General features: G+C 73.1%; 23 protein-coding genes and 2 tRNA genes. 10 read left to right on the top strand and 15 right to left on the bottom strand.

Features of this window, described 5'->3' with window-relative positions; all coding sequences use genetic code 11:
- From C5508_RS14480 to C5508_RS14470, 3 genes are all read right to left on the bottom strand, one after another.
- Window positions 1-570 (bottom strand): aldo/keto reductase (locus C5508_RS14480; RefSeq protein ID WP_198598095.1); only part of this gene is annotated, 570 nt, incomplete at its 3' end.
- Window positions 571-592: 22 nt separating this feature from the next.
- Window positions 593-1,369 (bottom strand): aldo/keto reductase, encoded by a 777-nt coding sequence (locus C5508_RS14475; RefSeq protein ID WP_104525653.1) that lies wholly within the window; start codon window positions 1,367-1,369, stop codon window positions 593-595.
- Window positions 1,370-1,438: 69 nt separating this feature from the next.
- Window positions 1,439-2,245 (bottom strand): alpha/beta fold hydrolase, encoded by an 807-nt coding sequence (locus tag C5508_RS14470; protein ID WP_104525652.1) that lies wholly within the window; start codon window positions 2,243-2,245, stop codon window positions 1,439-1,441.
- Between the two features lie 95 nt (window positions 2,246-2,340).
- Between C5508_RS14470 and C5508_RS14465 the strand changes: the two genes are divergently transcribed.
- The 3 genes from C5508_RS14465 to C5508_RS14455 are packed head-to-tail and all read left to right on the top strand — an operon-like array spanning window position 2,341 to window position 5,422.
- Window positions 2,341-3,732 carry a cystathionine beta-synthase gene (locus tag C5508_RS14465; RefSeq protein ID WP_104525651.1) on the top strand — a complete coding sequence of 464 codons (1,392 nt, stop codon included), beginning with the start codon at window positions 2,341-2,343 and terminating at the stop codon, window positions 3,730-3,732.
- Window positions 3,729-4,874, top strand: a complete 1,146-nt coding sequence (locus C5508_RS14460; RefSeq protein ID WP_104525650.1) for a cystathionine gamma-synthase — start codon at window positions 3,729-3,731, stop codon at window positions 4,872-4,874. Before C5508_RS14465 ends, C5508_RS14460 begins: the two co-directional genes overlap by 4 nt.
- Window positions 4,874-5,422 carry a GNAT family N-acetyltransferase gene (locus tag C5508_RS14455; RefSeq protein WP_104525649.1) on the top strand — a complete coding sequence of 183 codons (549 nt, stop codon included), beginning with the start codon at window positions 4,874-4,876 and terminating at the stop codon, window positions 5,420-5,422. Before C5508_RS14460 ends, C5508_RS14455 begins: the two co-directional genes overlap by 1 nt.
- Window positions 5,423-5,604: 182 nt before the next feature.
- Here the strand turns inward: C5508_RS14455 and map are convergent, their stop codons facing one another.
- The gene (map, locus tag C5508_RS14450) at window positions 5,605-6,375 is read right to left on the bottom strand and encodes a type I methionyl aminopeptidase (RefSeq protein WP_104525648.1); all 771 of its coding nucleotides are present in this window, start codon (window positions 6,373-6,375) and stop codon (window positions 5,605-5,607) included.
- Complete coding sequence (locus C5508_RS14445) at window positions 6,372-6,686, bottom strand: antibiotic biosynthesis monooxygenase family protein (RefSeq protein WP_104525647.1); 315 nt, start codon at window positions 6,684-6,686, stop codon at window positions 6,372-6,374. Before C5508_RS14445 ends, map begins: the two co-directional genes overlap by 4 nt.
- Window positions 6,687-6,772: 86 nt before the next feature.
- Between C5508_RS14445 and C5508_RS14440 the strand changes: the two genes are divergently transcribed.
- The gene (locus C5508_RS14440) at window positions 6,773-7,282 is read left to right on the top strand and encodes a VOC family protein (RefSeq protein WP_104525646.1); all 510 of its coding nucleotides are present in this window, start codon (window positions 6,773-6,775) and stop codon (window positions 7,280-7,282) included.
- Between the two features lie 51 nt (window positions 7,283-7,333).
- Here the strand turns inward: C5508_RS14440 and C5508_RS14435 are convergent, their stop codons facing one another.
- The 4 genes from C5508_RS14435 to C5508_RS14420 all read right to left on the bottom strand — a co-directional run bounded on the left by C5508_RS14435 (window position 7,334) and on the right by C5508_RS14420 (window position 9,391).
- Window positions 7,334-7,621 carry a GNAT family N-acetyltransferase gene (locus tag C5508_RS14435; RefSeq protein WP_104525645.1) on the bottom strand — a complete coding sequence of 96 codons (288 nt, stop codon included), beginning with the start codon at window positions 7,619-7,621 and terminating at the stop codon, window positions 7,334-7,336.
- Window positions 7,622-7,629: 8 nt separating this feature from the next.
- Complete coding sequence (locus C5508_RS14430; RefSeq protein ID WP_104525644.1) at window positions 7,630-7,848, bottom strand: ferredoxin; 219 nt, start codon at window positions 7,846-7,848, stop codon at window positions 7,630-7,632.
- Window positions 7,845-9,158, bottom strand: a complete 1,314-nt coding sequence (locus C5508_RS14425) for a cytochrome P450 (protein WP_104525643.1) — start codon at window positions 9,156-9,158, stop codon at window positions 7,845-7,847. Before C5508_RS14425 ends, C5508_RS14430 begins: the two co-directional genes overlap by 4 nt.
- A 156-nt stretch (window positions 9,159-9,314) precedes the next feature.
- Window positions 9,315-9,391, bottom strand: a tRNA-Met gene (locus tag C5508_RS14420).
- A 69-nt stretch (window positions 9,392-9,460) separates the two neighbouring features.
- Here C5508_RS14420 and C5508_RS14415 point away from each other — a divergent pair.
- Both C5508_RS14415 and C5508_RS14410 read left to right on the top strand, forming a co-directional pair.
- The gene (locus C5508_RS14415; RefSeq protein ID WP_198598094.1) at window positions 9,461-10,531 is read left to right on the top strand and encodes an aminotransferase class V-fold PLP-dependent enzyme; all 1,071 of its coding nucleotides are present in this window, start codon (window positions 9,461-9,463) and stop codon (window positions 10,529-10,531) included.
- Window positions 10,532-10,639: 108 nt separating this feature from the next.
- Window positions 10,640-11,212 carry a hypothetical protein gene (locus tag C5508_RS14410; RefSeq protein WP_157944102.1) on the top strand — a complete coding sequence of 191 codons (573 nt, stop codon included), beginning with the start codon at window positions 10,640-10,642 and terminating at the stop codon, window positions 11,210-11,212.
- Between the two features lie 53 nt (window positions 11,213-11,265).
- Here the strand turns inward: C5508_RS14410 and C5508_RS14405 are convergent.
- The 3 genes from C5508_RS14405 to C5508_RS14395 form a co-directional block, all read right to left on the bottom strand.
- Window positions 11,266-11,342: transfer RNA gene (locus tag C5508_RS14405), tRNA-Met, on the bottom strand.
- A 72-nt stretch (window positions 11,343-11,414) separates the two neighbouring features.
- On the bottom strand, window positions 11,415-14,387 hold the full coding sequence (locus C5508_RS14400; protein WP_232797145.1) for a UPF0182 family membrane protein: 2,973 nt from the start codon (window positions 14,385-14,387) through the stop codon (window positions 11,415-11,417).
- 245 nt (window positions 14,388-14,632) lie between these two features.
- The gene (locus C5508_RS14395) at window positions 14,633-15,655 is read right to left on the bottom strand and encodes a YlbL family protein (RefSeq protein ID WP_104525640.1); all 1,023 of its coding nucleotides are present in this window, start codon (window positions 15,653-15,655) and stop codon (window positions 14,633-14,635) included.
- A gap of 92 nt (window positions 15,656-15,747) precedes the next feature.
- Between C5508_RS14395 and C5508_RS14390 the strand changes: the two genes are divergently transcribed.
- The gene (locus C5508_RS14390) at window positions 15,748-17,106 is read left to right on the top strand and encodes a zinc-dependent metalloprotease (protein WP_104525639.1); all 1,359 of its coding nucleotides are present in this window, start codon (window positions 15,748-15,750) and stop codon (window positions 17,104-17,106) included.
- 118 nt (window positions 17,107-17,224) lie between these two features.
- Here C5508_RS14390 and C5508_RS14385 read toward each other — a convergent pair whose 3' ends face one another.
- On the bottom strand, window positions 17,225-17,812 hold the full coding sequence (locus tag C5508_RS14385; protein WP_198598093.1) for a M48 metallopeptidase family protein: 588 nt from the start codon (window positions 17,810-17,812) through the stop codon (window positions 17,225-17,227).
- 420 nt (window positions 17,813-18,232) lie between these two features.
- On the opposite strand from C5508_RS14385, the gene C5508_RS19990 reads away from it, so the two are divergent.
- From C5508_RS19990 to C5508_RS14375, 3 genes are all read left to right on the top strand, one after another.
- Complete coding sequence (locus tag C5508_RS19990; protein ID WP_012950213.1) at window positions 18,233-18,385, top strand: DUF5679 domain-containing protein; 153 nt, start codon at window positions 18,233-18,235, stop codon at window positions 18,383-18,385.
- A gap of 168 nt (window positions 18,386-18,553) precedes the next feature.
- Complete coding sequence (locus tag C5508_RS14380; protein WP_104525637.1) at window positions 18,554-19,738, top strand: ThiF family adenylyltransferase; 1,185 nt, start codon at window positions 18,554-18,556, stop codon at window positions 19,736-19,738.
- Window positions 19,735-21,057, top strand: a complete 1,323-nt coding sequence (locus C5508_RS14375; RefSeq protein ID WP_232797144.1) for an ABC1 kinase family protein — start codon at window positions 19,735-19,737, stop codon at window positions 21,055-21,057. Before C5508_RS14380 ends, C5508_RS14375 begins: the two co-directional genes overlap by 4 nt.
- A 246-nt stretch (window positions 21,058-21,303) precedes the next feature.
- Here C5508_RS14375 and C5508_RS19585 read toward each other — a convergent pair whose 3' ends face one another.
- Entirely contained in the window at window positions 21,304-21,522 is a 219-nt protein-coding gene (locus C5508_RS19585; protein WP_157944101.1) for a hypothetical protein, read from the bottom strand.
- Window positions 21,519-21,806, bottom strand: a 288-nt coding sequence (locus C5508_RS14370; RefSeq protein ID WP_269801788.1) for a WhiB family transcriptional regulator, incomplete at its 5' end; no start/stop codon positions are given. The genes C5508_RS14370 and C5508_RS19585, both read right to left, overlap by 4 nt.

Below are 21,806 nucleotides of genomic sequence, written 5' to 3'. Positions count from 1 at the left end.
GCCCCCGGCCTCTTCCAGGTCCCGCGTCCACAGCGACCACTCGCTCTGCAGGGCAGCGATGGGGTGCACGGCGACGGCGCGCCGGATGGAGGCGGCGCTGGCCTCCGACAGACCGAGGTACCGGACCTTGCCCTGGGTGACGAGCTCGGCCATGGCGCCGACGGTGTCCTCGATCGGGACCTTCGGGTCGACCCGGTGCTGGTAGTAGAGGTCGATGACCTCGACCTTCAGCCGACGCAGGCTCGCCTCGGCGCAGGCCCGCACGTTCTCCGGGCGGCCGTCGATCCGCATCCCGCCCCCGGCCGGCCGCGACAGCGAGAACTTGGTGGCGACCTGGACCTCGCCCCGCCGGCCGGCGATCGCCTCGCCCACCAGCTCCTCGTTGTGGCCGTCGCCGTAGACGTCGGAGGTGTCGAGGAAGGTCACGCCGAGGTCGAGTGCGCGGCGGATCGTCGCGAGCGACTCGTCCCGGTCGGCCCCGCCGTAGCTCTGGCTCATGCCCATGCAGCCCAGCCCGAGGGAGGAGACGGTCAGACCGCCGAGGGTCCGGGTGCCGGTGGAGGAACTCATCCCCCCATCCTCACCTCGTCGGTCACCCGGCCGCCAGCGCGTCGACGCGCGCGACCTCCTCCGCGGCGAGGGAGAACCCGGTGATCGCGAAGTTGGCGGCGATGCGTTCCGGGTCGCCGGACTTGGGGATCACCACGACGTCGTGCTCCAGGTGCCACCGCAGCACCACCTGCGCGGGAGTGACGTCGTGCCGGCGGGCGATCTCGGCGAGCACCGGATCGTCCAGGTCGGTGTTCTTGAAGGGGCTGTAGCCCTCCAGGACCACGCCGCGCTGCCGGTGCCCGGCCTCGGTAGCGGCATCGAAGAGCGACGGCGCCCAGCTGATCTGGTTGACCTGCGGGGGAACTCCTCCCGCCTCGGTGAGCGCGTCGACCTGGTCGAGGGAGTAGTTGCTGACCCCGATCGCCCGGGTACGCCCGGCGTCCCGGGCCGCGACGAAGCGCTCCCACAGATCGACACGGACGCCGCCCTGCGGCCAGTGGACGAGCCAGAGGTCGACGGCGTCGACGCCCAACTGCTCGAGGGAGGCGTCGAGGGTGCCGTCGGCATCGGCCCTGTCCCCCGGGCACTTCGTCGTCACGAACACCTCGTTCCGGGGCACCCCTGACTCACGGAGGGCCCGCCCGACCTCGGCCTCGTTGCCGTAGACGGTCGCGGTGTCCAGGTGGCGGTAGCCGACGTCGAGCGCCCGGCGGACGGCGTCGTAGCAGTCACTGCCGGTGATCTGCCAGGTCCCGAACCCGACGAGCGGAATCTCGCCGTCTCCGGTCAGCGCGACGGTCGGCACGGTGGTCGTCATGCGCGTCCGGTTCCCCGGAACGGCTCCCCGGACACCCCGCGGCGGACGCGGGCCGCCGGATCCCCGGGATCAGGTCAGGAACGGCGCCACGGTCGCGGCCAGCTCCGGCGCCTGGAGCACGTCGTAGTGGGTGCGCCCCGGCAGGACGGCCAGCCTCGAGGCGGGCCGCTGGGAGCCATCCCAGCCGGCGTCGCGGAGGCCCCCGCCGAGGAGCCCGTAGAACTCCGCGGCGTGGGCGATCGCGACGCTGTCGGCATCCCCGTAGACCAGCATCGTCGGAACGGACAGCGCCCGGACCTCCTCGCTCCAGTCGTAGGGACGCCGCAGCAGCTCGCCGGTCTTGTCCATGAGCGCGGGAAAGGCATCGACGTCCGGGGCCACCGCGGCGTAGGCGCCGAAGACCGGCGTGTGCTTCACGAACTCGAACCCGACGCTGCCGACCTGCGCCATGCTCGCCAGGACGTCGGGGAGCCACCCGTCGCGCCGGCAGGGCCCGGACACGACGACCAGCCGGCGCACGCTGCCCGGGTGCTGGATCGCTGCGCGCAGGCACGCCCCGGCGCCCAGCGAGTAGCCCATCAGGTCCACCTGCCCGAGCCCGAGCTCGTCGACGAGGGCAGCCAGGTCGTCGCCGAACGCCTCGAAGCTGAACGACCGGTCGACATCCGGTGTGCGGCCGTGCCCCTGCAGCTCCACCGACACCACCCGGCGCCGTTGCGCCAGCTGGTCGGGAAGGCCGCCGAACGTGTCCGCCACGCCGAAGCCGCCGTGCACCAGGACGAGTGGCGTCCCGCCCTGCCCGGTGCTCCGCCAGTACATGTCCACGCCGTCGACCGTCGCGTGACCCTCGGAGATCTCTTCCACGAATGCGCTCATGCCGGTCGGACCTCCGGCCGAGCGGAAACTCATCGGTGGGTCTGGTGGGATGGGGAGGAACGGCCCGGCGGACGCCGGCCGCCGGAGGAGGCCTGGTGCAGTACGTCGAGAACGTCATCGAGCTCGTCGGGAACACCCCACTCGTGCGGCTGACCTCGGTCACCCGAGAGCTGGGCCCCGACGCCCCCCTGGTGCTGGCGAAGGTCGAGTACCTCAACCCGGGCGGCTCGGTGAAGGACCGGATCGCCGTGCGGATGGTGGACGCAGCGGAGGCCAGCGGCGAGCTGCAGCCCGGCGGCACGATCGTGGAGCCGACCAGCGGCAACACCGGCATCGGCCTGGCCCTGGTGGCCCAGCAGCGCGGGTACCGGTGCATCTTCGTCTGCCCCGACAAGGTTGGGCAGGAGAAGGTCAACGTGCTCAAGGCCTACGGCGCCGAGGTCGTGGTCTGCCCCACCGCCGTCGAACCGGCCGACCCCCGCAGCTACTACTCGGTCTCCGACCGGCTGACCCGGGAGACACCCGGCGGCTGGAAGCCCGACCAGTACTCGAACCCCAACAACCCGCGTTCGCACTACGAGACCACCGGGCCGGAGATCTGGGCGCAGACCGAGGGCCGGATCACCCACTTCGTCACCGGCGCCGGAACGGGGGGCACGATCAGCGGGGTCGGGCGCTACCTCAAGGAACAGTCCGGCGGCCGCGTGCAGGTCATCGGCGCCGACCCCGAGGGCTCGGTGTACTCCGGTGGCACCGGGCGGCCCTACCTGGTCGAGGGCGTGGGCGAGGATTTCTGGCCCTCCACGTACGACGCGGAGGTCGCCGACGAGATCGTCGCCGTCTCCGACGGCGATTCGTTCGCCATGACCCGTCGGCTGGCCCGCGAGGAGGGGCTGCTGGTGGGTGGTTCCTGTGGCATGGCGGTGGCCGCCGCACTGCGGGTGGCCGAGCGGCTGACCAAGGACGACGTCCTGGTGGTCCTCCTGCCCGACGGCGGTCGCGGCTATCTGAACAAGATCTTCAACGACACCTGGATGGCGGACTACGGCTTCCTCGAGGCGGCGACGGGCACCACGGTGGGCGACCTGCTGAACAAGTCGGGTGAGACGCCGCCGCTGGTGCACACCCACCCGAACGAGACGGTCCGCGACGCGATCGACATCCTCCGCGAGTACGGCGTCAGCCAGCTCCCGGTCGTCCGCGCCGAGCCCCCGGTCACCGCCGGTGAGGTCGTGGGCTCGGTCGACGAGAAGACACTGCTGGACGCCGTCTTCGCCGGTCGGGCGACACTCTCGGACCGGGTGGAGAAGCACATGTCCCCGCCGCTGCCGATCATCGGCTCGGGCGAGGCGGTGACCGCCGCCGTCCACGAGCTCGGGCACGCCGACGCACTGCTGGTGCACGTCGACGGCAAGCCCGCCGGTGTCGTCACCCGGCAGGACGTGCTCGGGCACCTCGCCGGCCTCACGCCTACGGTCGGCTCATGAGCGCCTCCCCCGGCTTCAACACCCGCGCGATCCACGCGGGGCAGGACCCCGACCCGGCGACCGGCGCGGTCATCCCGCCGATGCACCTGACGACGACGTACAAGCAGGACGGCGTCGGTGGGCTGCGCGGCGGCTACGAGTACAGCCGCAGCGGCAACCCGACCCGGGACACGCTGCACGCGGCGCTGGCCGCCCTCGAGGAGGGCACGACGGCGCTGGCCTTCGCCTCCGGGCTCGCCGCCGAGGACACCCTGCTGCGCACCGCCTGCCGTGCCGGTGACCACGTGGTCCTGGGGGGCGACGCCTACGGCGGCACGTTCCGGCTGATCTCGCGCGTGCTGTCGGAGTGGGGGCTGGAGCACACGCCGGTCGACCTCGACGACGCAGACGCCCTGCGCGCGGCGATCCGCCCCACGACCCGGGTGGTCTGGTGCGAGACACCCAGCAACCCGCTGCTGAACATCACCGACATCGAGCGGACGGCGGGAATCGCCCACGAGGCCGGCGCCCTGCTGGTCGTCGACAACACCTTCGCCTCGCCCTACCTGCAGCGACCGCTGACCCTCGGTGCCGACGTCGTCGTGCACTCCACGACGAAGTACCTGGGCGGGCACTCCGACGTCGTCGGGGGCGCGCTGGTCACCCGGGACGCCGCGCTCGGCGAGCAGCTGGCGTACAACCACAACGCGATGGGCGCGGTCGCCGGCCCCTTCGACTCGTGGATGGTGCTGCGCAGCCTGAAGACCCTCGGCGTCCGCATGGACCGGCACCAGGCCAACGCCGCCCGGATCGCGGAGTTCCTGCTCGGGCACCCCGCTGTCGCCTCCGTGCTCTACCCGGGTCTCCCGGACCACCCCGGACACGCGGTCGCGGCGAAGCAGATGTCGGGCTTCGGGGGGATGCTGTCGTTCCGCCTGCGCGACGGCGAGGAGACGGCGCTGCGGGTCTGCGACCGCACGCGGCTGTTCACCCTGGCCGAGTCCCTCGGTGGCGTGGAGTCGCTGATCGAGCACCCGGGCCGGATGACGCACGCCAGCGCGGCGGGCTCCCCCCTGGAGGTGCCCGCCGACCTCGTGCGGCTCTCCATCGGGATCGAGGACGTCGAGGACCTGCTCGCCGATCTGGAGCAGGCGCTGGGCTGATGGCGTCGCTGTACGCGGTCCGCCCGGTGCGGGCGTCGGAATGGCGCGAGATCAGGGCGCTGCGCCTGGCGGCGCTGACCGACGAGGTCGCCGCGACGGCCTTCGTGGAGTCCTACGACGCCGCCGCCGGCCGGCCGGACGAGTTCTGGCAGGAGCGCGCGCAGGCCGCCTCGGTCGACGCCGGTCCGGAGGCGGTCGCCCGCCAGTTCATCGCGGTCGCCGACGACGGCACGTGGGTGGGCACCGCCGTGGCGCTCGTCGAGAAGGCCGGGGAAGCGGACTTCGAGGGTGCGGTGGTCGAGGAGTCCGGTGGGCACCTCGTGGGCGTCTACCTGCACCCCGGGCACCGGGGCGCGGGGGTGATGGACGAACTGTTCGAGGCCGCCCTGGAGTGGCTGCGCGAGCTCGGGCTCTCCCGCGTGCGGCTCTACGTGCACGCCGACAACGCCCGCGCCCAGCGGTTCTACGAGAAGGCCGGCTTCCGGGACACCGGCGGCAGGTTCACCGGGTCGATCGGGCCGGAGATCGAGATGGCCAAGGCATTGTGATCCTCCGGATCACACCGACATCACGTGCCGTCCCCCGTCGTGTGGAGCCGCTGCGTCGTGCCTGCGCGGAGGCCTCCGGCCCCCACTCGGCACGACCGGGCGGTCACCGCGGAAGGGTGAGGAGAAGGACCCTGTCCCCCTCACCCCTCGCGCGCTCGGCGTGAGCCTCCGGACAGGGCCGGTCAACGCGGAAGGGTGAGGACTCTGGGGCCGTCGGCGGTGACGGCGACGGTGTGCTCGACGTGCGCCGCGCGACTGCCGTCGGCGCTGCGCAGCGTCCAGCCGTCGGCGTCGACCGTGTAGTCGTCGCTGCCCCCGGCCAGGAACCACGGCTCGATGGCGATCACCAGTCCGGCCCGCAGCGGGACACCTCGGCCCGGCCGGCCCTCGTTGGGCACGGACGGCGCCTCGTGCATGGTGCGGCCCACGCCGTGCCCACCCTGGTCGGTGTTGATGCCGCAGCCACCGGCCCGTCCCACGGCGCCGATGGCGGCCGAGATGTCGCCGACCCGGTTGCCGACCACAGCCGCCGCGATGCCTGCCTCCAGCGCCCGCTCGGTGGTGGCGATCAGCTCGAGGTCCTCCGGTCGCGGGGTGCCCACCGGGAAGGTGATGGCGCTGTCACCCACCCAGCCGTCGAGCACCGCGCCGGCGTCCACGCTGAGCAGGTCGCCGTCCTGGAGCGTGTCCGGGATCGGGATGCCGTGCAGGGCGACGTCGTTGACCGACAGGCACACCACGCCGGGGAACGGCGGGGTCGTGTCCAGCGGCGCGTAGCCCAGGAACGGCGAGGTGGCGCCGGCGTCGGCGAGCACGTCACGCGCCACGGCATCGAGCTGGGTCAGCCGGACGCCCGGTGCTGCGGTGGCGCGCACCGCCGCCAGCATGTCGGCCACCACCGCCCCGGCAGCGCGCATGGCGTCCAGCTCGCCGGGGGTGCGGAGCTCGATCACAGGTCCTCCTGGGAATCGGCCGTGAGCACTGTGGCGTAGTGCTCGACGACCGGGAACGGGTCGGAGAAGTGGTGCAGGAGCGTCGTCCACTCCTGGTGGGCCGCCGATCCGCGGAAGCCGTCGGTGTGGTCCTCCACGCTGTTCCACTCCACCAGCAGGAGGTAGCCGGTTCCGCGCTCCAGGCGCCGCGGGAGCGGAAGCCACCGGAAGCCGGCCGCACCGGCGAGGAGCCGGCGGGCGGTGGCGAACGCCGCCTCGGACTCCTGCTGATCACCCGCACGGACGGGCGGGACCGCGTGATCGAGGATCATCCGGCGAGGCTACGCAGGCGGCTCCCGGGAACGAGTACGGGTGGCGGAAGGTTGAGCCTGCCGACGACGACCCGAGGAGATCTCCCGTGAGCACCACCGAGAGCACCCGCGAGCTCGACCCGCACGAGGCCGAGCGGGCCCGCATCCGCGGAACGCACCTTCGGCCGGCCGGGCAGCGCCCCGCATCCACCGCCCGGGGTCTGCACCACACCGCGTTGATCAGCAGCGACGTCGAGCGGACCGTGCGCTTCTACCAGGACGTGCTGGGCTTCCCGCTCACCGAGCTGATCGAGAACCGCGACTACCCCGGCTCGTCGCACTTCTTCTTCGACATCGGCAACGGCAACCTGCTGGCCTTCTTCGACTTCCCGGGGCTGGACGTCGGCCCGTACGCCGAGGTGCTCGGCGGCCTGCACCACATGGCGATCAGCGTCGACCCGCAGAAGTGGGAGGAGCTGGTCGGCCGGCTCACCGAGGCCGGTGTCGAGCACGAGGTGCACAGCGGCGTCTCGGTCTACTTCCACGACCCCGACGGCGCGCGCATCGAGCTCATCGCCGATCCGCTCGGCGAGATGTACGGCTCGAAGGTGCTCTAGGACGCGGCAGGGGGGGCGGCCATGACCGCCCCGCCCCGCCGCGGTCGTCCGTTACCCGCGGTCGGCGACCAGGTCGGCGTACTCCGGGTGCCGCTCGATCCAGCCGGCGACGAACGAGCAGGTCGGCACCACCGCGCCACCACGCGAACGCACCTCGTCCAGGGCCTCCCGCACCAGCGTGCTGCCCAGCCCGGACTGGCCTGCGTCCGGGTCGACCTCGGTGTGGTGGAAGACAAAGGTGTCCCCGCGGCGCTGGTAGGCGGCGAGGCCCAGGACGCGATCGCCGTCGCGGATCTCGAACCGGTCGGACTCGGGCACGTCGATGACGGTGGGCTCCATGTCGGCTGTCAACCGGCAGCGGGCGCCGGCTGTTCCGACAGGAGTGCCAGCGCGCGGGTCGGGCAGGTGCGCACCGCCGTCTCGACGTCAGGCAGGTCCGCGTCCGTCGGGTCGGACCGCAGCACGGCCACGACGCCGTCGTCGCCGACCTCGAAGAAGTCCGGCGCCAGCGACTCGCACGCCCCCGAGCCCACGCACCGCTCACCGTCGAGCGCGATCCGCGTCATGCGGCGCCCCCGAGACGGGCGGGGAGCCGCTTGAGGCCGTTGACGAAGGAGGAGCGCAGTCGCGCCGGCGGTCCGGTGACCTCGAGGTCCGGCAGCTGCTCGAAGATCTTGCGGAAGGTCACCGCCAGCTCCCGCCGGGCCAGGTGCGCCCCGAGGCAGAAGTGCGGGCCCTTCGAGCCGAAGCCCACGTGCGGATTGGGGTCGCGGGCCAGGTCGAAGCGGTGCGGCTCGGCGAAGACCTCGGGATCGCGGTTGGCGGCCGCGTAGAACAGCAGGAACTTGTCGCCGGCGGCGAAGCGGTAGCCGTTCAGCTCGCCGTCCCGGGTGGCGGTGCGGCGCATCCAGGTGATGGGGCTGGTCCAGCGGACGATCTCCTCGACCGCGGTGCGGGTGAGCCCGGGCTCGGCGACCCAGCGGGCACGCTGCTCCGGGTGCTCCTGCAGCGCCAGCAGCCCTTGCGAGATCGCGTTACGGGTGGTCTCGTTGCCGGCGACCAGCAGCAGGATGAAGAACGAGGCGATCTCCTGGTGGCTGAGCTTCTCGCCGTCGACCTCCGTGGTGACCAGCGCGGTGGTGAGGTCGTCCCGCGGGCTGGTTCCGCGCTCCGCGGCAAGCCGCTCCATCAGCCCGGCGAGCTCGATGCCGGCCATCAGCAGCCCGGTGAGCGGGTCGTCCTCGTCCTCGACGAGCTCCCGGTCGCCGCCGGACAGGATCACGTTCGACTTCGCCAGCACCATCGCCCGGTCCTCTGCCGGGATGCCCATCATGTCGCAGATGACCCGCAAGGGGATGGGGGCGGCGATGTCGGCGACGACGTCGATCGTGCCGTCGCCGGTCTCGGCCTTGCGGCGGGCGGCCGCGAGGACGTCGTCGACGACGCCCTCGACCGAACCGATGACCCGCTCGAGCATCCGCGGCGTGAAGGTCTTGGAGACGATCCGCCGGATCCGGGCGTGCCGCGGGTCGTCCATGCTGATCAGCGAGCCGTAGAACTCGTTGAGGTCGGCCGGGACGTCCTGGATGGACACCGCGCCGCTGCCGGAGCAGAAGACCGCCGGCTGGGAGCTGATCGCCTCCAGGTCCGCGTAGCGGGTGACCGCGTGGTAGCCCGGTCCGGTCTCCATGTTCGGGATCGGGGGCTCGGCGAAGAACGCGAAGGGGCGTTCCTGCCGCAGTTGGTCGAAGACGGCGTGCCGCTCCGCCGGCGGGCACAACCAGAAGTCCCGGTCGGAGAGATCGATGCCGAGGTCCTCCGCACCGGCCCGTCGTGGCTGCGGAACGGTCCTCTGCGGTGCTGCGTCGACGGACACCTGGTACTCCCCTGCGATCGGCGGTCACCGCACGCTAGAAGCCCGACGGGGTGAGGCACAACACACCCCGTCACATCTGCGCCGGGAAGGTCGCACGTGACGGCCGGGGCCAGGAACGACGAAGGCCCGGTCACCGTGGTGACCGGGCCTTCGAGGTGGTAGCGGGGACAGGATTCGAACCTGCGACCTCTGGGTTATGAGCCCAGCGAGCTACCGAGCTGCTCCACCCCGCGTCGGTAGCACCACTGTAGCACTCTTCCCGTGAACGCCATGGACCCCCGCCCCCGACCGAGCGGAGCACCGTGACCGACGACAGCCCGGACGCGGCGCTCCTGCGTGCCCAGGCGGAGTTCACCCCGGAGACCACGTACCTGGACACCGCCGCCGTGGGGCTGCCGCCGCGGAGCACGGTCGAGGCCGTGCAGGCGGCATTGGCCACCTGGCAGGCCGGTCGGGCGCGCGCCCCCGGGTACGACGACGCCGTGCGCGCGGCCCGCGCTGCCTACGCCCAACTGGTCGGCGTCCGCCCCGGGGACGTCGCGATCGGCAGCACCGTCAGCGCGTTCGCCGGACTGGTCGCCGCCTCCCTGCCCGACGGCAGCGAGGTGCTCACCGTGGCCGGCGAGTTCACCAGCGTGCTCTTCCCCTTTCTCGCCCAGGCCGGGCGGGGGGTGCACGTCCGCGAGGTGCCGCTCGACGCCCTGGCCGATGCGGTGACACCCCGGACGACGCTCGTCGCCGTCTCCGCCGTCCAGTCCGCCGACGGCCGGCTGGCGGACCTCGACGCGCTGACCGTCGCGACCGGGGCGACCGGCACCCGCGTGCTGCTGGACACCACCCAAGCGGTCGGCTGGCTGCCGATCGACGCGAACCGCTTCGCCTACACGACGGGCGGCGGCTACAAGTGGCTGCTGGGTCCCCGGGGCACCTGCTTCGCGACGGTGCACGCCGACGTCCTGGACAGCGTCGTTCCACACTCCGCCGGCTGGTACGCCGGCGATGACCCGTGGAGCAGCATCTACGGTGCACCGCTGCGTCTGGCGACCGACGCCCGCCGCTTCGACGTCTCTCCCGCCTGGCTCTCCTGGGCCGGGCAGGCGCCGGCGCTGGAACTGCTCGCCTCCGTGGGCCGGGATGTCCTGCACGCCCATGCCGTGGCCCTGGCCGACCGGTTCCGGGCCGCCGTCGGCCTGCCGCCGGGAAATTCGGCGATCGTCAGCGCGGAGGTCTCCCCAGGCACGGAGCAGCTGCTGGCCGACGCCGGGATCGTCGCCAGCATGCGCGCGGGGCGACTGCGGCTGGCCTTCCACCTGCCCAACTCGGCCGAGGACGCCGATCACGCCGCCGAGGTCCTGTCCGGCCGCCTGTGGTGAACGCGCCGCGAGTGCTTGTGCGGACCGTTCGGCAGCCTCGTCCCACGCGCCTCAGGAGAAGTGCGCGCCTTCCCGGTGGCCCTCGTCCCCGCGCCTACAGTCCGGCACGTGGCTGGGGACATGACGACGAGCGCGTTCGTCGGCGACCCTCAGCCGGTGGAGATCCACCACGGCGGCATCTGGTACTCCGGCGAGCTGCTGGCCTGGCGGCACACCCCCGACGGCCGGGTGTCCGCCCGCGTGCGGTGCACCGTCGACGGGTTGCGGCACTCGACGTGGAAGGACCTGTCCGAGCTCCGCCTGCCCGACCCCGCCTTCCCACCACGACGCGAGCCGTACCCGGCCGCGCCCGCCCGCCCGATGGCAGGCGCGCCGGTGGGGGACGCCGCCATCGACGACGACCGGACGCGTCCGAACAACCAGTTCACCGGCCTGAGCCTCCGGCCGCGCAAGCCGGCCCACGTCAGCGCTCCTCCGGCGCTGCCGTCGGTTCCCGCGCCCGCGCCGTCGCCGGCGGTCCCCCTCGCCGCCCGGACCGCGGCACCCGACGCCGCTCCGGCCCGGCCGCGTCCCACGCCGTACCGCCGCAGCACGGTGCCCGACCAGTCCGATCCGTGGTCGCGAGACTGGACAGCCGACCGCTCCTGGGGCAACCAGGACGAGCGACTCAGCCACGTCTGACCCACCACACGGACGACGAAGGCCCGGTCCCTGGGGGGACCGGGCCTTCGTGGTGGTAGCGGGGACAGGATTCGAACCTGCGACCTCTGGGTTATGAGCCCAGCGAGCTACCGAGCTGCTCCACCCCGCGTCGGTAGAACCACTGTAACAGGTTCCGGGACCGGCGGTCGCCCGAGGGGCGGACCACCGGTCCCGGCGGCGATCAGCCGCCCCCGCCCGCCGCCTGCGCGGCCTGGTAGGCCTCGACGGCCCGCTGCAGATCGGCCAGCGCCTGGCCCTGGGCGGCGAAGTCGCCCGAGCGCTGGGCGTCGGCCAGCCGGCCGAGGACCGCGTTCATGTCCGCCACGGCCTGGTCCAACCCGGGAGCCGGCGGGCTGGCGCCCCCGTCCGCGGGCGGCCCGGACGGCGGGGTCGTGGGCGCTGGGGTCACGGGTTCCGGGGTATCACCGTCGTCGACGTCGTTGTCGGCCGCCGCCTCGCCCGCCCCCGCTCCGAACACCTGGTCCAGCGCCTCGCTGAGGGTGTCGGCGTACCCCACCCGGTCGCCGTAGTTCACCAGCACCTTCCGCAGCAGCGGGAAAGAGTTCGCACCGGTGCCCTCCACGTACAGCGGCTCCACGTACAGCAGCCCGTCGGTACCGATGGGGAGTGTCAGGAGGTTGCCGAACACCGGCTGCGAGTCCGCGCTCCGGAACAGGTTGAGGTCCCTGGCCACGTCGTCGTTGGTGTTGAACGACTGCTGCACCTGCTGCGGCCCCCGGAAGGGCGTGTTCCCCGGTAGCCGCAGGACCTGCAGCTGCCCGTAGGTCTCCGGATCGCTCGACGCGGAGACGAACGACGAGAGGTTCTGCCGATTGAACGCGTTCAGCGCGCTGGTCAGCTGGAACGACGCCTCGTCCTCCCCAGGTCGCTCGGCGAGGATGTAGTACGGGGGCTGCGCGTCGGCCTGGCCACCCTGCGTGGGGTCGTCCGGGATCTGCCAGCGGTCGTTGCCGCTGTAGAAGGCCTGCGGGTCGTCGACGTGGTACCGGGTGAGGATGTCCCGCTGGACCTTGAACAGGTCCTCGGGGTATCGGACGTGGCTGACGAGCTCCTCCGACATCGCGCTCCGGGGCTCCACCACACCGGGGAAGGCCTTCATGAACGTCTGGAGGACCGGGTCCTCCTCGTTCCAGGCGTAGAGCGTCACCGTGCCGTCGTAGGCGTCGACGGTGGCCTTCACCGAGTTCCGGATGTAGTTGAAGGTCTCGTTGGGAAGGGCCGTCGTGCCCGTACCGGTGAGCGCATCGGCGGCCGCCTCCCCCAGCTCCATCTGCTCCGCGTAGGGGTAGGAGTCCGACGTCGTGTAGCCGTCGAGGATCCACTGGACCTCGCCGTCGATGACGGCCGGGTACGGGTCGCCGTCGACCTCCAGGAACGGTGCCGCCTTCTGCACCCGCTCCCGCGGGTCGCGCACGTAGAGCACCTTCGACGCGTCGTTGACGGCGCTGGAGAGCAGGAAGTTGCGCTCCCGGTAGTAGATGGCGAACGTCAGCTGCCGGAAGAAGCTGCCGATCGAGACGCCACCCTCGCCGTCGTAGGTGTTGTTGATCTGGCCTTCCTCGGCGCCGTCCTCGTCGGCGGTGCCCTCCGGCTGGTCGAACTCGCGCGGCGCAGCGCCCTCGGGGGCACCCACGACGGAGTAGACGTCCTGGCCGTTGACCTCGATCAGCTCGCCGTAGTAGATGCGGGAGCCGTCGGCGGTGACGTCGATGTTCCCGCGGGTCGGCAGGTCACGGGTCGTGAACCGCGGCTCGCCACCCTCCTGACCGGCGACGACCTCATTGGCCGGCGCGGCCACGAAGCCGTTGCCGTGGGTGTACACGGTGTGCCGGTTGATCCAGGTGTCCTGGTTCTCCGACAGGCCGGCGCTGTTGAGCTCCCGGACCGCCACGACATAGTCGCGGGTCTCCCCGTCGATCGTGTACCGGTCGATGTCCAGCTTCTCAGGGAAGCCGTACACGTTCCGGATCTGCTGGCGCGCGGTGAACGTGTCCGCCAGGACGTTGGGGTCCAGCAGGCGGGCGTTCTCGATCGTCCCGTTGCCCTCGCGCAGCTCGGCCAGTGCGGACTCGGTGTCGACCTGGTCTCCCGTCGACTCCTGCGCGAAGTCGACGTAGTCGATGTCCTCCAAGCCGTAGGCCTCACGGGTCGACTCGATCGCCCGCTTGATGTAGGGGGCCTCCCGCTCGTTCGCGCTGGGCTTGACGACGAACTGCTGCACGATCGCCGGGTAGGCCACGCCGATGACCATGCTGGAGACCAGCAGCAGCACCAGAGCCATCGCCGGCAGCAGGAAGTTGCGGACGACGATGTTGGCGAAGAAGGCGACGGCGCAGACCACCGCGACCCACACCAGGATCGTCTTGGGCACCAGCAGCGCGTTGACGTCGGTGTAGCTGGCGCCGGTGAACACGTCGCCGCGGTCGGAGTAGACCAGCCCGTAGCGGTCCAGCCAGTAGGCCACGGCCTTCAGCGCCACGAACACGCCGACGAGGACCGAGAGCTGCACCCGTGCCGCGGCGGTCAGCTTCTGGCCCGGCGTCTGCAGCCGCAGTCCGCCGAACACGTAGTGGGTGAGCAGCGACCCGATCAGCGCGAGGATGGCGATCGCGAACCCGAAGCCCAGCAGCAGCCGGTAGAAGGGGTAGTCGAAGACGAAGAAGGAGATGTCGACGCCGAACTGCGGGTCCGTGCGGCCGAAGTCGGTGCTGTTGCGGAAGGACAGCCACGTCTCCCAGCTCGCCTGTGCGGTGAACCCGGCGAAGAGCCCCAGCACCACGGCGATGGCGGTGAGCACCAGGCCGCGCCGCGGCTCCAGGGATTGCCGGTAGCGCTCGAGGTTCTGCTGCTCCAGGGACATCGGGCGGAAGGCGGGGCGGAACCGGTAGGCCAGGTACATGGCCAGCGCGGTCAGCCCGCCGGTGGCGACGCCGGCGACGGCGAACAGCATCGCCCGCGTCTGCAGCTCGGTCCAGAACACCTCGGTGAAGCCGGTCGCGTCGAACCACAGGTAGTCGACGTAGACGTTGGTGAGAGTGCCCACGACGGTGAACAGCACGAGCAGGACGGCGATGGCGCCGATGACCAGCTTCGCTCGCCGCGACAGCGTCGGCACCGGCACGGGGGGCCGCATGGCCACGAGCGGTCTCCTTCAGTTGCAGGCGTGGCGAGGGGCCACGCGACGATCGACCGCGGGGGGGTCGGGGTCCACGGCTGGGTGCTCCCCCGGCCTTCCCAGGACAACGCACCGATCGGCGCGTGGTTCCCGGCAGGCCGCCGTCGTCGGCGGCCCCGCGCGGCCACCGCCCAGCTTCCCCCACCGGGACCACGTCGTGCCGCGCGGCCCGCACGGAACGGGCCGGGAGCGGGCACGACGCGTCAGCAGCTCTCGGGCGTCCGCCCGGCCCGCAGGTCGGAGAGGGCCTCGAGGGCGTCGTCGAGCGTGGCCACGCGGGCCATCGGGACGCCGGCGTCGGGCGCCGCCACCGCCTCGGCGCAGTTGCCGGCCGGGACGAGGAACAGGTCGGCGCCGATGTCGCGGGCGGCGACCATCTTGAGCGCGATCCCGCCGATCGGGCCGACCGTGCGGTCCAGGGTGATGGTCCCGGTACCGGCCACGACCTTGCCGCCGGTCAGGTCCTCGTCCCCCACGAGGTCCAGGATCCCGAGGGTGAGCATGAGGCCCGCCGAGGGACCGCCGACGTCGGCGACCTGGATGTCGACGTCGAAGGGGGCGGCCGGCTGGTCGAGCACCGAGACGCCGAGCAGGGACCCCTCGCGCTCCTCGGCCGCACGGGTGGTGACCGTCGTCGTCCCGGGCTTCCCGAGGCGCGTGTAGGCGACCGCGACCTCGGTGCCGGCGGGGATGTCGGTCAGGACGTCGCCGAGCACCTCGGCGTCTGGCACCGGGCGTCCGGCCACCGACTCCAGTGCGTCCCCCTCCTCGAGCCGCCCGACCGACGGCGACTCCGCGGGTACGTCCCGGACGACCACCTTCTCGGGATACCCGAGCTCTCCCAGCGCGACGCTCTCCGCCGCCTGCTCGGAGGTGAGGAAGGCCTCGCGGTTGACCCGGCGGGTCTCCTCCTCGCTGCGGTCAGGTGGGTACACCGACTCCTCCGGGACCACCGCGACCTCGTCGTCGAACCACCCGCGCACCGCCTGGACCAGGCTCAGGCCGCCTCGGCTGACCCCCACCGTCGTGAGGTTGAGGTTGCCCTCGGTCTCGTTCCGCTCCCGGCCCTGGACGGCGATGATCGACTCGCCCTCGATGTCGCCGAGGGTGTTGTAGGTCGGTCCCGGCACCTGCGCCACGTAGGGCACGGGCACGGTCGTCCCCAGCACGCCGAACAGCAGCAGCAGCACGGCGCCCACACTGAGCACGGCGATCCGTCGGGTCACGACGCGCCAGCGTACGGCCCCGCGCCCCGCCGTCCGCCGAGAGCGCACGCCGAGTGCCGCCGCCGGAAGATCACCGCGTCTACCGTGGAGCCATGAGCGACGTGCCGTTCGGCTTCGGCCTGCCCGACCGCGACCCCGAGCGCCGGGGAGGCGGTGGTGACCAGGGTGGTGATCCGTTCGGCCTGGGCGCACTCTTCGGCGGGATGGCCGGCGGCGGCTCCCCGGAGGACGTCCTGGGGAAGATGCCGCTCTTCGCCGAGCTGCAGAAGCTCATGAACTGGTCCGGCGGCCCGGTGAACTGGGACCTGGCCCGCCAGGGCGCGATCAGCCAGCTGGCCCCCGGGCACCAGCCGGCGTCCGACGGCGAGCGCTCGGCCGCGGCCGAGGCGCTGCGGCTGGCCGACCTGTGGCTGGACCAGGCGACCGAGCTGCCGTCGGGCATCGAGCGCACCGCCGCGTGGTCGCGCGTCGAGTGGGTGGAGCAGACGCTGCCGGCATGGGGCGCGCTCATCGACCCCCTCGCGGAGCGGGTCGTGGCGGCGATGACCAGCGCCCTCCCGCAGGAGGCGGCCATGTCGTTCGGCCCGATCGCCGGGATCATGGGCCGGATGGGCGGGGTCATGTTCGGCGCCCAGGTGGGACAGGCCCTGGGCAAGCTCGCCGAGGAGGTGCTCACCAGCACCGACGTCGGCCTGCCCCTCGCCCCCGCCGGCACCGGTGTCCTCGTGCCGCAGAACCTGGCGTCCTTCGCCGAGGGCCTCGACCGCCCGGCCGACGAGGTGCGGCTGTTCGTCGCCCTGCGCGAGGCCGCATCCCAGCGCCTGTTCGCGCACGTCCCGTGGCTGCGCCAGCAGCTCCAGGACGCGGTGCACGCCTACGCGCGCGGCATCACCATCGACCGCGAGGCCATCGAACGCGGCATCAACGAGGCCATGTCCGGCGGCATGGACGGCGGGCTGGACCCCAGCGATCCGGAGAGCATCCAGCGGCTGCTGAGCTCGGGTGTGCTGGAGCCTGCGGAGACGCCGGAGCAGCAGATGGCCCTGCGCCGGCTCGAGACGCTGCTGGCGCTGGTGGAGGGCTGGGTGGACGTCGTCGTGGCGGCCGCCGCGGCCGACCGGCTCCCCGGGCACGCGGCCCTGGCCGAGACGATGCGGCGCCGTCGCGCCTCGGGTGGTCCGGCGGAGCAGACCTTCGCAACGCTGGTCGGCCTGCAGCTGCGCCCCCGCCGGCTCCGCGACGCCGCCACGGTCTGGGGTGCGATGGCCCAGCAGCACGGCAGCGACGCACGCGACCGGCTCTGGTCGCACCCCGACCTGCTGCCGACCTCGGAGGACCTGGACGAGCCGCTGGACTTCGTCGCCCGTCAGGGACTCGACGACGAGCTGGCCCAGCTCACGGCCGACGACGCGCGCCGCGAGGACGACGAGGACGACTCCGCGAGCGGATGAGGTGCTGGAACGGCCCTCCTGCAGAATCCCGCCGCGAGTGCCGAGCGGTGGGGGCCGGTAAGAGGACCCACTCCTCCTCAACCATCGCCCGCTCGGGCCGAGCCTCTGGAGGGGGCCGTCAATCGACGACGTCGGCGGTCGGCTCCAGGTTCGCCGCGCCGGCGGTGGCGGCGAGCTCGACCCCCTCGAGGAACCCGCGCGCCCGCTCGGCGCGGGGGTAGCGCGCCACCAGCGACCAGAAGCGCTCGTCGTGGCTGGGCTCGAGCAGGTGCACCAATTCGTGGACCAGGACGTAGTCGACGACGTACTCGGGCATCGACCGGAGCCGGCCGGACAGCCGGATGGTGCGGTCGGCGGGGGTGCACGAACCCCAGCGCCGGTGCTGGTTCTCGACCCACCGGACGCTGGCCGGCTCCGCGAGGCCGTCCAGGTGTGCCGCCGAGAGGGCCCGCGCGCGGGCCAGCAATTCGGTGTCGCCGCCGAGGGAGCGCTTGCGCCGCTCCTCGCGGGTGCGCAGCTTGGCCACCATCTGCGCGACCCAGCGCTGCTCCTCCGCGGGGCTGAAGGCCGCCGGGATGAGCACGACGGTGCGCCCGAGCTCCCGGTACGCGGTGACCGTGCGACGGCGCCGGGGGCTGCGCCGGACCTCCACGACGTCGTCGTCGCCAGGTTCGGGCACAGCGGCGGCGGGAGGGGTTGCGGGCACGGGGGAACCGTAAGACACCGGCCCGGCATGGCGCCTGCGCACGGGCACCCTCTCGGGTGCAGGTCGCACGGACGGTGGACAAGCCCGCCGCTCCACCCGGTGACGAGGTCGCTCACCGTGCCCCGTCCACACCCGGTCGTGGTCATCTCCGCAGCTCCAGCGGGCTTCGTCGGCCGCGGAGCACAGTCCGTCCCCGGCTCGTCCCCGCGTTCCGCACAGCGACACGCCTGCGCGTCCCCATGGCATCCACAGGTCTGTCCACAGCTGTGGGTGACGCAGCGCGACGGGCGGTCCGGGTGCGCGTCCGGCCCGGCGACCAGGCCGGCCGTCGGCCGCGTCGTCCGGCTCCCGCACGGGTAGCGTGCTCGCGCAACGGCGCCCGGCGTGCGAGCCGGGAGGCCCCGGAGACGAGGAGATCCCGTGGCGGAGAGCTACAACGGCTACTGCGTGAAGTGCAAGGAGAAGCGCGACTTCGACGGCGAGGTCAAGGTCAGCGAGTCCGGCCGCCGGATGGCCCAGGGCACCTGCCCGGTCTGCGGCACCAAGATGAACCGGATCCTCGGCAAGGCCTGAAAGAAGCATCTCGTCCCCCACCCTTAGCAAGCTCAGGGTGAGCCTCTGGACGAGGCCCGCACCGCACGTCACCGACGGCGGTGTCCCTCCGGGGACACCGCCGTCGCGGCGTCCCGGGCCTGTGGAGAACGACGGCGCGAGGACGCCCGGAACTGCCACCCTGCCCCCGTGAGCGACAGCGTCCACCCCCTCCTCCCCGCGGCGACACCTCTCCTGCGTGGGGACGACGGCACGATGCAGGTCGGTGGTGTGGACTCCACCGACGGCCTGCTGCTGGACCCCGTCCCCGGGCTGCCGGGAGTGCTGAGGGCGCTGGACGGTCGACGTTCCCAGCGGACCGTCCGCGTCGAGGCCGCGCGGGACGGCATGGACCCGCGCCTGGTCGACACCGCCCTGGAGGCCCTCCGGAGCACCGGGCTGCTGACCGACCTCGATCCCGCCGACCTGCTGGCCACCGGGGCCGGCCCCGCAGCCTCCGCGCGGGCCGTCGTCGAACTCCCCTCGGCAGCTCGCGCCCGCCGGCCTGCGGTGTGGCGCAACCGCCGGCTGGCCGCGGTGGTCGTGGAGGGCGCCACCCGGGTGGGCACGCCCCTGGCTGCGGTGCTCGCCGCCAGCGGGGTCGGTCGGGTGGTCGTCCGCGACAGCGGGCTCGTGCGCGCCGCCGACGCCGTGGTGGGCGGGCTGACGACCGGGGACGAGGGGCGCCCGCGGTCGATGGCCGCGGCGGACGCGATCCGGCGGGTGAGCCCGCTGACCGATGTGCGCCCGCTGCCGGCCGGAGTCACGCCGGATCTGACCGTGCTCACCCGAGCGTGGGCGGCGTCCGACCCCCTGACCGGGCAGGCCGCTGAGGGCGGCGCGCACCTGGTCGCCACCGTGCGCGGGGAGACCGGGGTGGTGGGCCCGCTCGTGGTCCCGGGCGCGACGAGCTGCCTGCGCTGCGCCGACCTCCACCGCCGGGACGCCGACGCCCGCTGGCCGCGGCTGGCCGCGCAGCTGGTCTCGGCCGAGGCGCCGCCCAGTGGATCGACGCTCACCTGCCTGCTCACCGCGCTCCTGGCCGCCGGCCAGGTCCTGGCCTACCTGGACGACGACGGAGCGCCGCTGACCCTCGACGCGACCGTCGAGCTCCGGCCGCCGGATCTGCTGCCCCGGGCGCGCCGCTGGCCCGCGCACCCGGCCTGCGCCTGCGGGGCCGCCGCTGCCCGGGAGGACCCCGACGGAGGGGCAGCTCCCGCTCCTCCGGGCGCGGAGGCCCCCGGGCAGGGGACAATGGGTCCTGAGCGAGCCCATCCGCTCACCGGACACGACACGGCGCCGCTCTTCCCGGACGCCGGCGAGGAGGACGTGTGAGTGACGAGCGACCGGTGATGCCGCGAGGACAGGTCGCGCGCACCGCCCGCCTGGCGTCGCTCCCCCTCGGTGCTGCCGGCCGGGCGACGCTCGGATTGGGCAAGCGCCTGTCCGGACAGTCGGCGGAGGCCGTGAGCGCCGAGCTCCAGCAGCGCACCGCCGAGCAGCTCTTCGCCGTTCTCGGCCAGCTCAAGGGCGGTGCGATGAAGCTCGGGCAGACGCTGTCGGTCTTCGAGGCCGCGGTGCCCGAGGAGATGGCCGCGCCCTACCGGGAGGCCCTGGTCAAGCTGCAGGAGGAGGCGCCTCCGATGCCGGTGCGGACGGTGCACGCCGTCCTCGCCCAGCAGCTCGGGGGCACCTGGCGGCAGCGGTTCCGCGACTTCGACGACACCCCGGCCGCCGCGGCGAGCATCGGCCAGGTGCACCGCGCGACCTGGCGCGACGGCCGCGACGTGGCGGTGAAGATCCAGTACCCGGGCGCGGGCACGGCGCTGATGGCCGACCTCAACCAGCTGGCCCGGTTCGCGCGGCTGTTCGCCTCGCTGTTCCCCGGCCTGGACGTCAAGCCGCTGATCGCCGAGCTCAAGGCGCGGGTCGCCGAGGAGCTGGACTACGGGCTGGAGGCCGACTCGCAGCGGGCCTTCGCCGCCGCCTACGCCGGCGACCCGCAGATCGCGGTGCCGCGGGTGGTGGCCAGCGCACCGAAGGTCGTCGTCTCCGAGTGGATGGAGGGGACGCCGTTGTCGCGGGTCATCGCCCACGGTTCCCGCGAGCAGCGGGACCGGGCCGGGCGGCTGCTGGCCGTGCTGCACTTCTCCGGTCCCCAGCGCGCCGGCCTGCTGCACGCCGACCCGCACCCGGGAAACTTCCGGCTCCTGCCCGACGGCCGGCTCGGGGTCATCGACTTCGGGGCCACGGCGCGGCTGCCCGACGGGCATCCGGAGCCGATCGGCCGGCTGCTGCGCTGGGCGCTGGCCGGCCGGGCCACCGAGGTGCTCGCCGATCTGCGCACCGAGGGCTTCGTGCGACCGGGCGTCGACGTCGACCCGGAGGCGGTCCTGGACTACCTGCGGCCGCTGCTGGAGCCGGTCGCCGGCCCGCACTTCCACTTCACCCGCGCCTGGATGCAGGAGCAGGCTGCCCGCATCGCCGATCCGCGGACCGAGGCCAACCGGCTGGGGCGCCAGCTCAACCTCCCGCCGGCCTACCTGCTCATCCACCGGGTCACGATCGGCTCGATCGGCGTGCTCTGCCAGCTCGACGCCGACGCGGACTGGCGCGCGGTGCTCGAGGAGTGGCTCCCCGGCTTCGCGGACTGATAGACGATCCACCGGACGCACCGGGTACCGGTCCGGTCGTGCCGAGTGGGGCCCGTAGGGCTCCGTGCAGGCAGGACTCACCCGCTCCACGGAACCGGGGACGGCACGTGGTCGCGGTGCGGTCCGGAGGACCGCACCGCGACCACGTGCCGAGGCCCGCCCCGAGCGTGCGAGGGGTGAGGAGGACGGGCGATCCCGTGCAGGGCCCCACCGCGAGCGCGCGAGTGGTGGAGGCACGGGGTCCTTTCAGTAGACGGCGGCGCTGGCACGCGCGGCCCGGCGGACCGCACGCTCGGCCCGACGGTGAGCCCGTCGTGCCAGGTAGAGGCGGCGGGCGCGCGTGGCGGCCGCCGCCTCGGCCTGCAGCTCGGAGAACCTGCTGCGGGCCATCTCGTGCTCGATGGAGAACATCGTGGGTTCCTTCGCTCTGGTGAGGGACTGCTCGTCACTGACTGCGGGGCTCACGCGGCGACCACCTTGCGGGGACGACCACGCGGCCGCTTGCGGGCGATGACCACGCCCCGTTCGAAGATCTCGCCGCCCCAGACGCCCCACGGCTCGGCGCGGTCGAGCGCGCCGGCCAGGCACGCCTGGCGCACCGGGCAGCTGCCGCAGAGACCCTTCGCGAGCTCCAGCTCGGTCGGGCTCTCGGCGAACCACAGCTCCGGGTCCTCCACCCGGCACGGCAGCGGAAGCCGCGCCGGCGCGGGTGACAGGGGCGGACGGGGCCGCCCGCGGTGGGTCGGGTG

It is taken from the genome of Blastococcus atacamensis (assembly GCF_002938425.1).
Lineage (GTDB): Bacteria > Actinomycetota > Actinomycetes > Mycobacteriales > Geodermatophilaceae > Blastococcus > Blastococcus atacamensis.
Note: the sequence above shows the minus strand (reverse complement) of the source record. Positions and strands in the feature narration are given on the sequence as shown.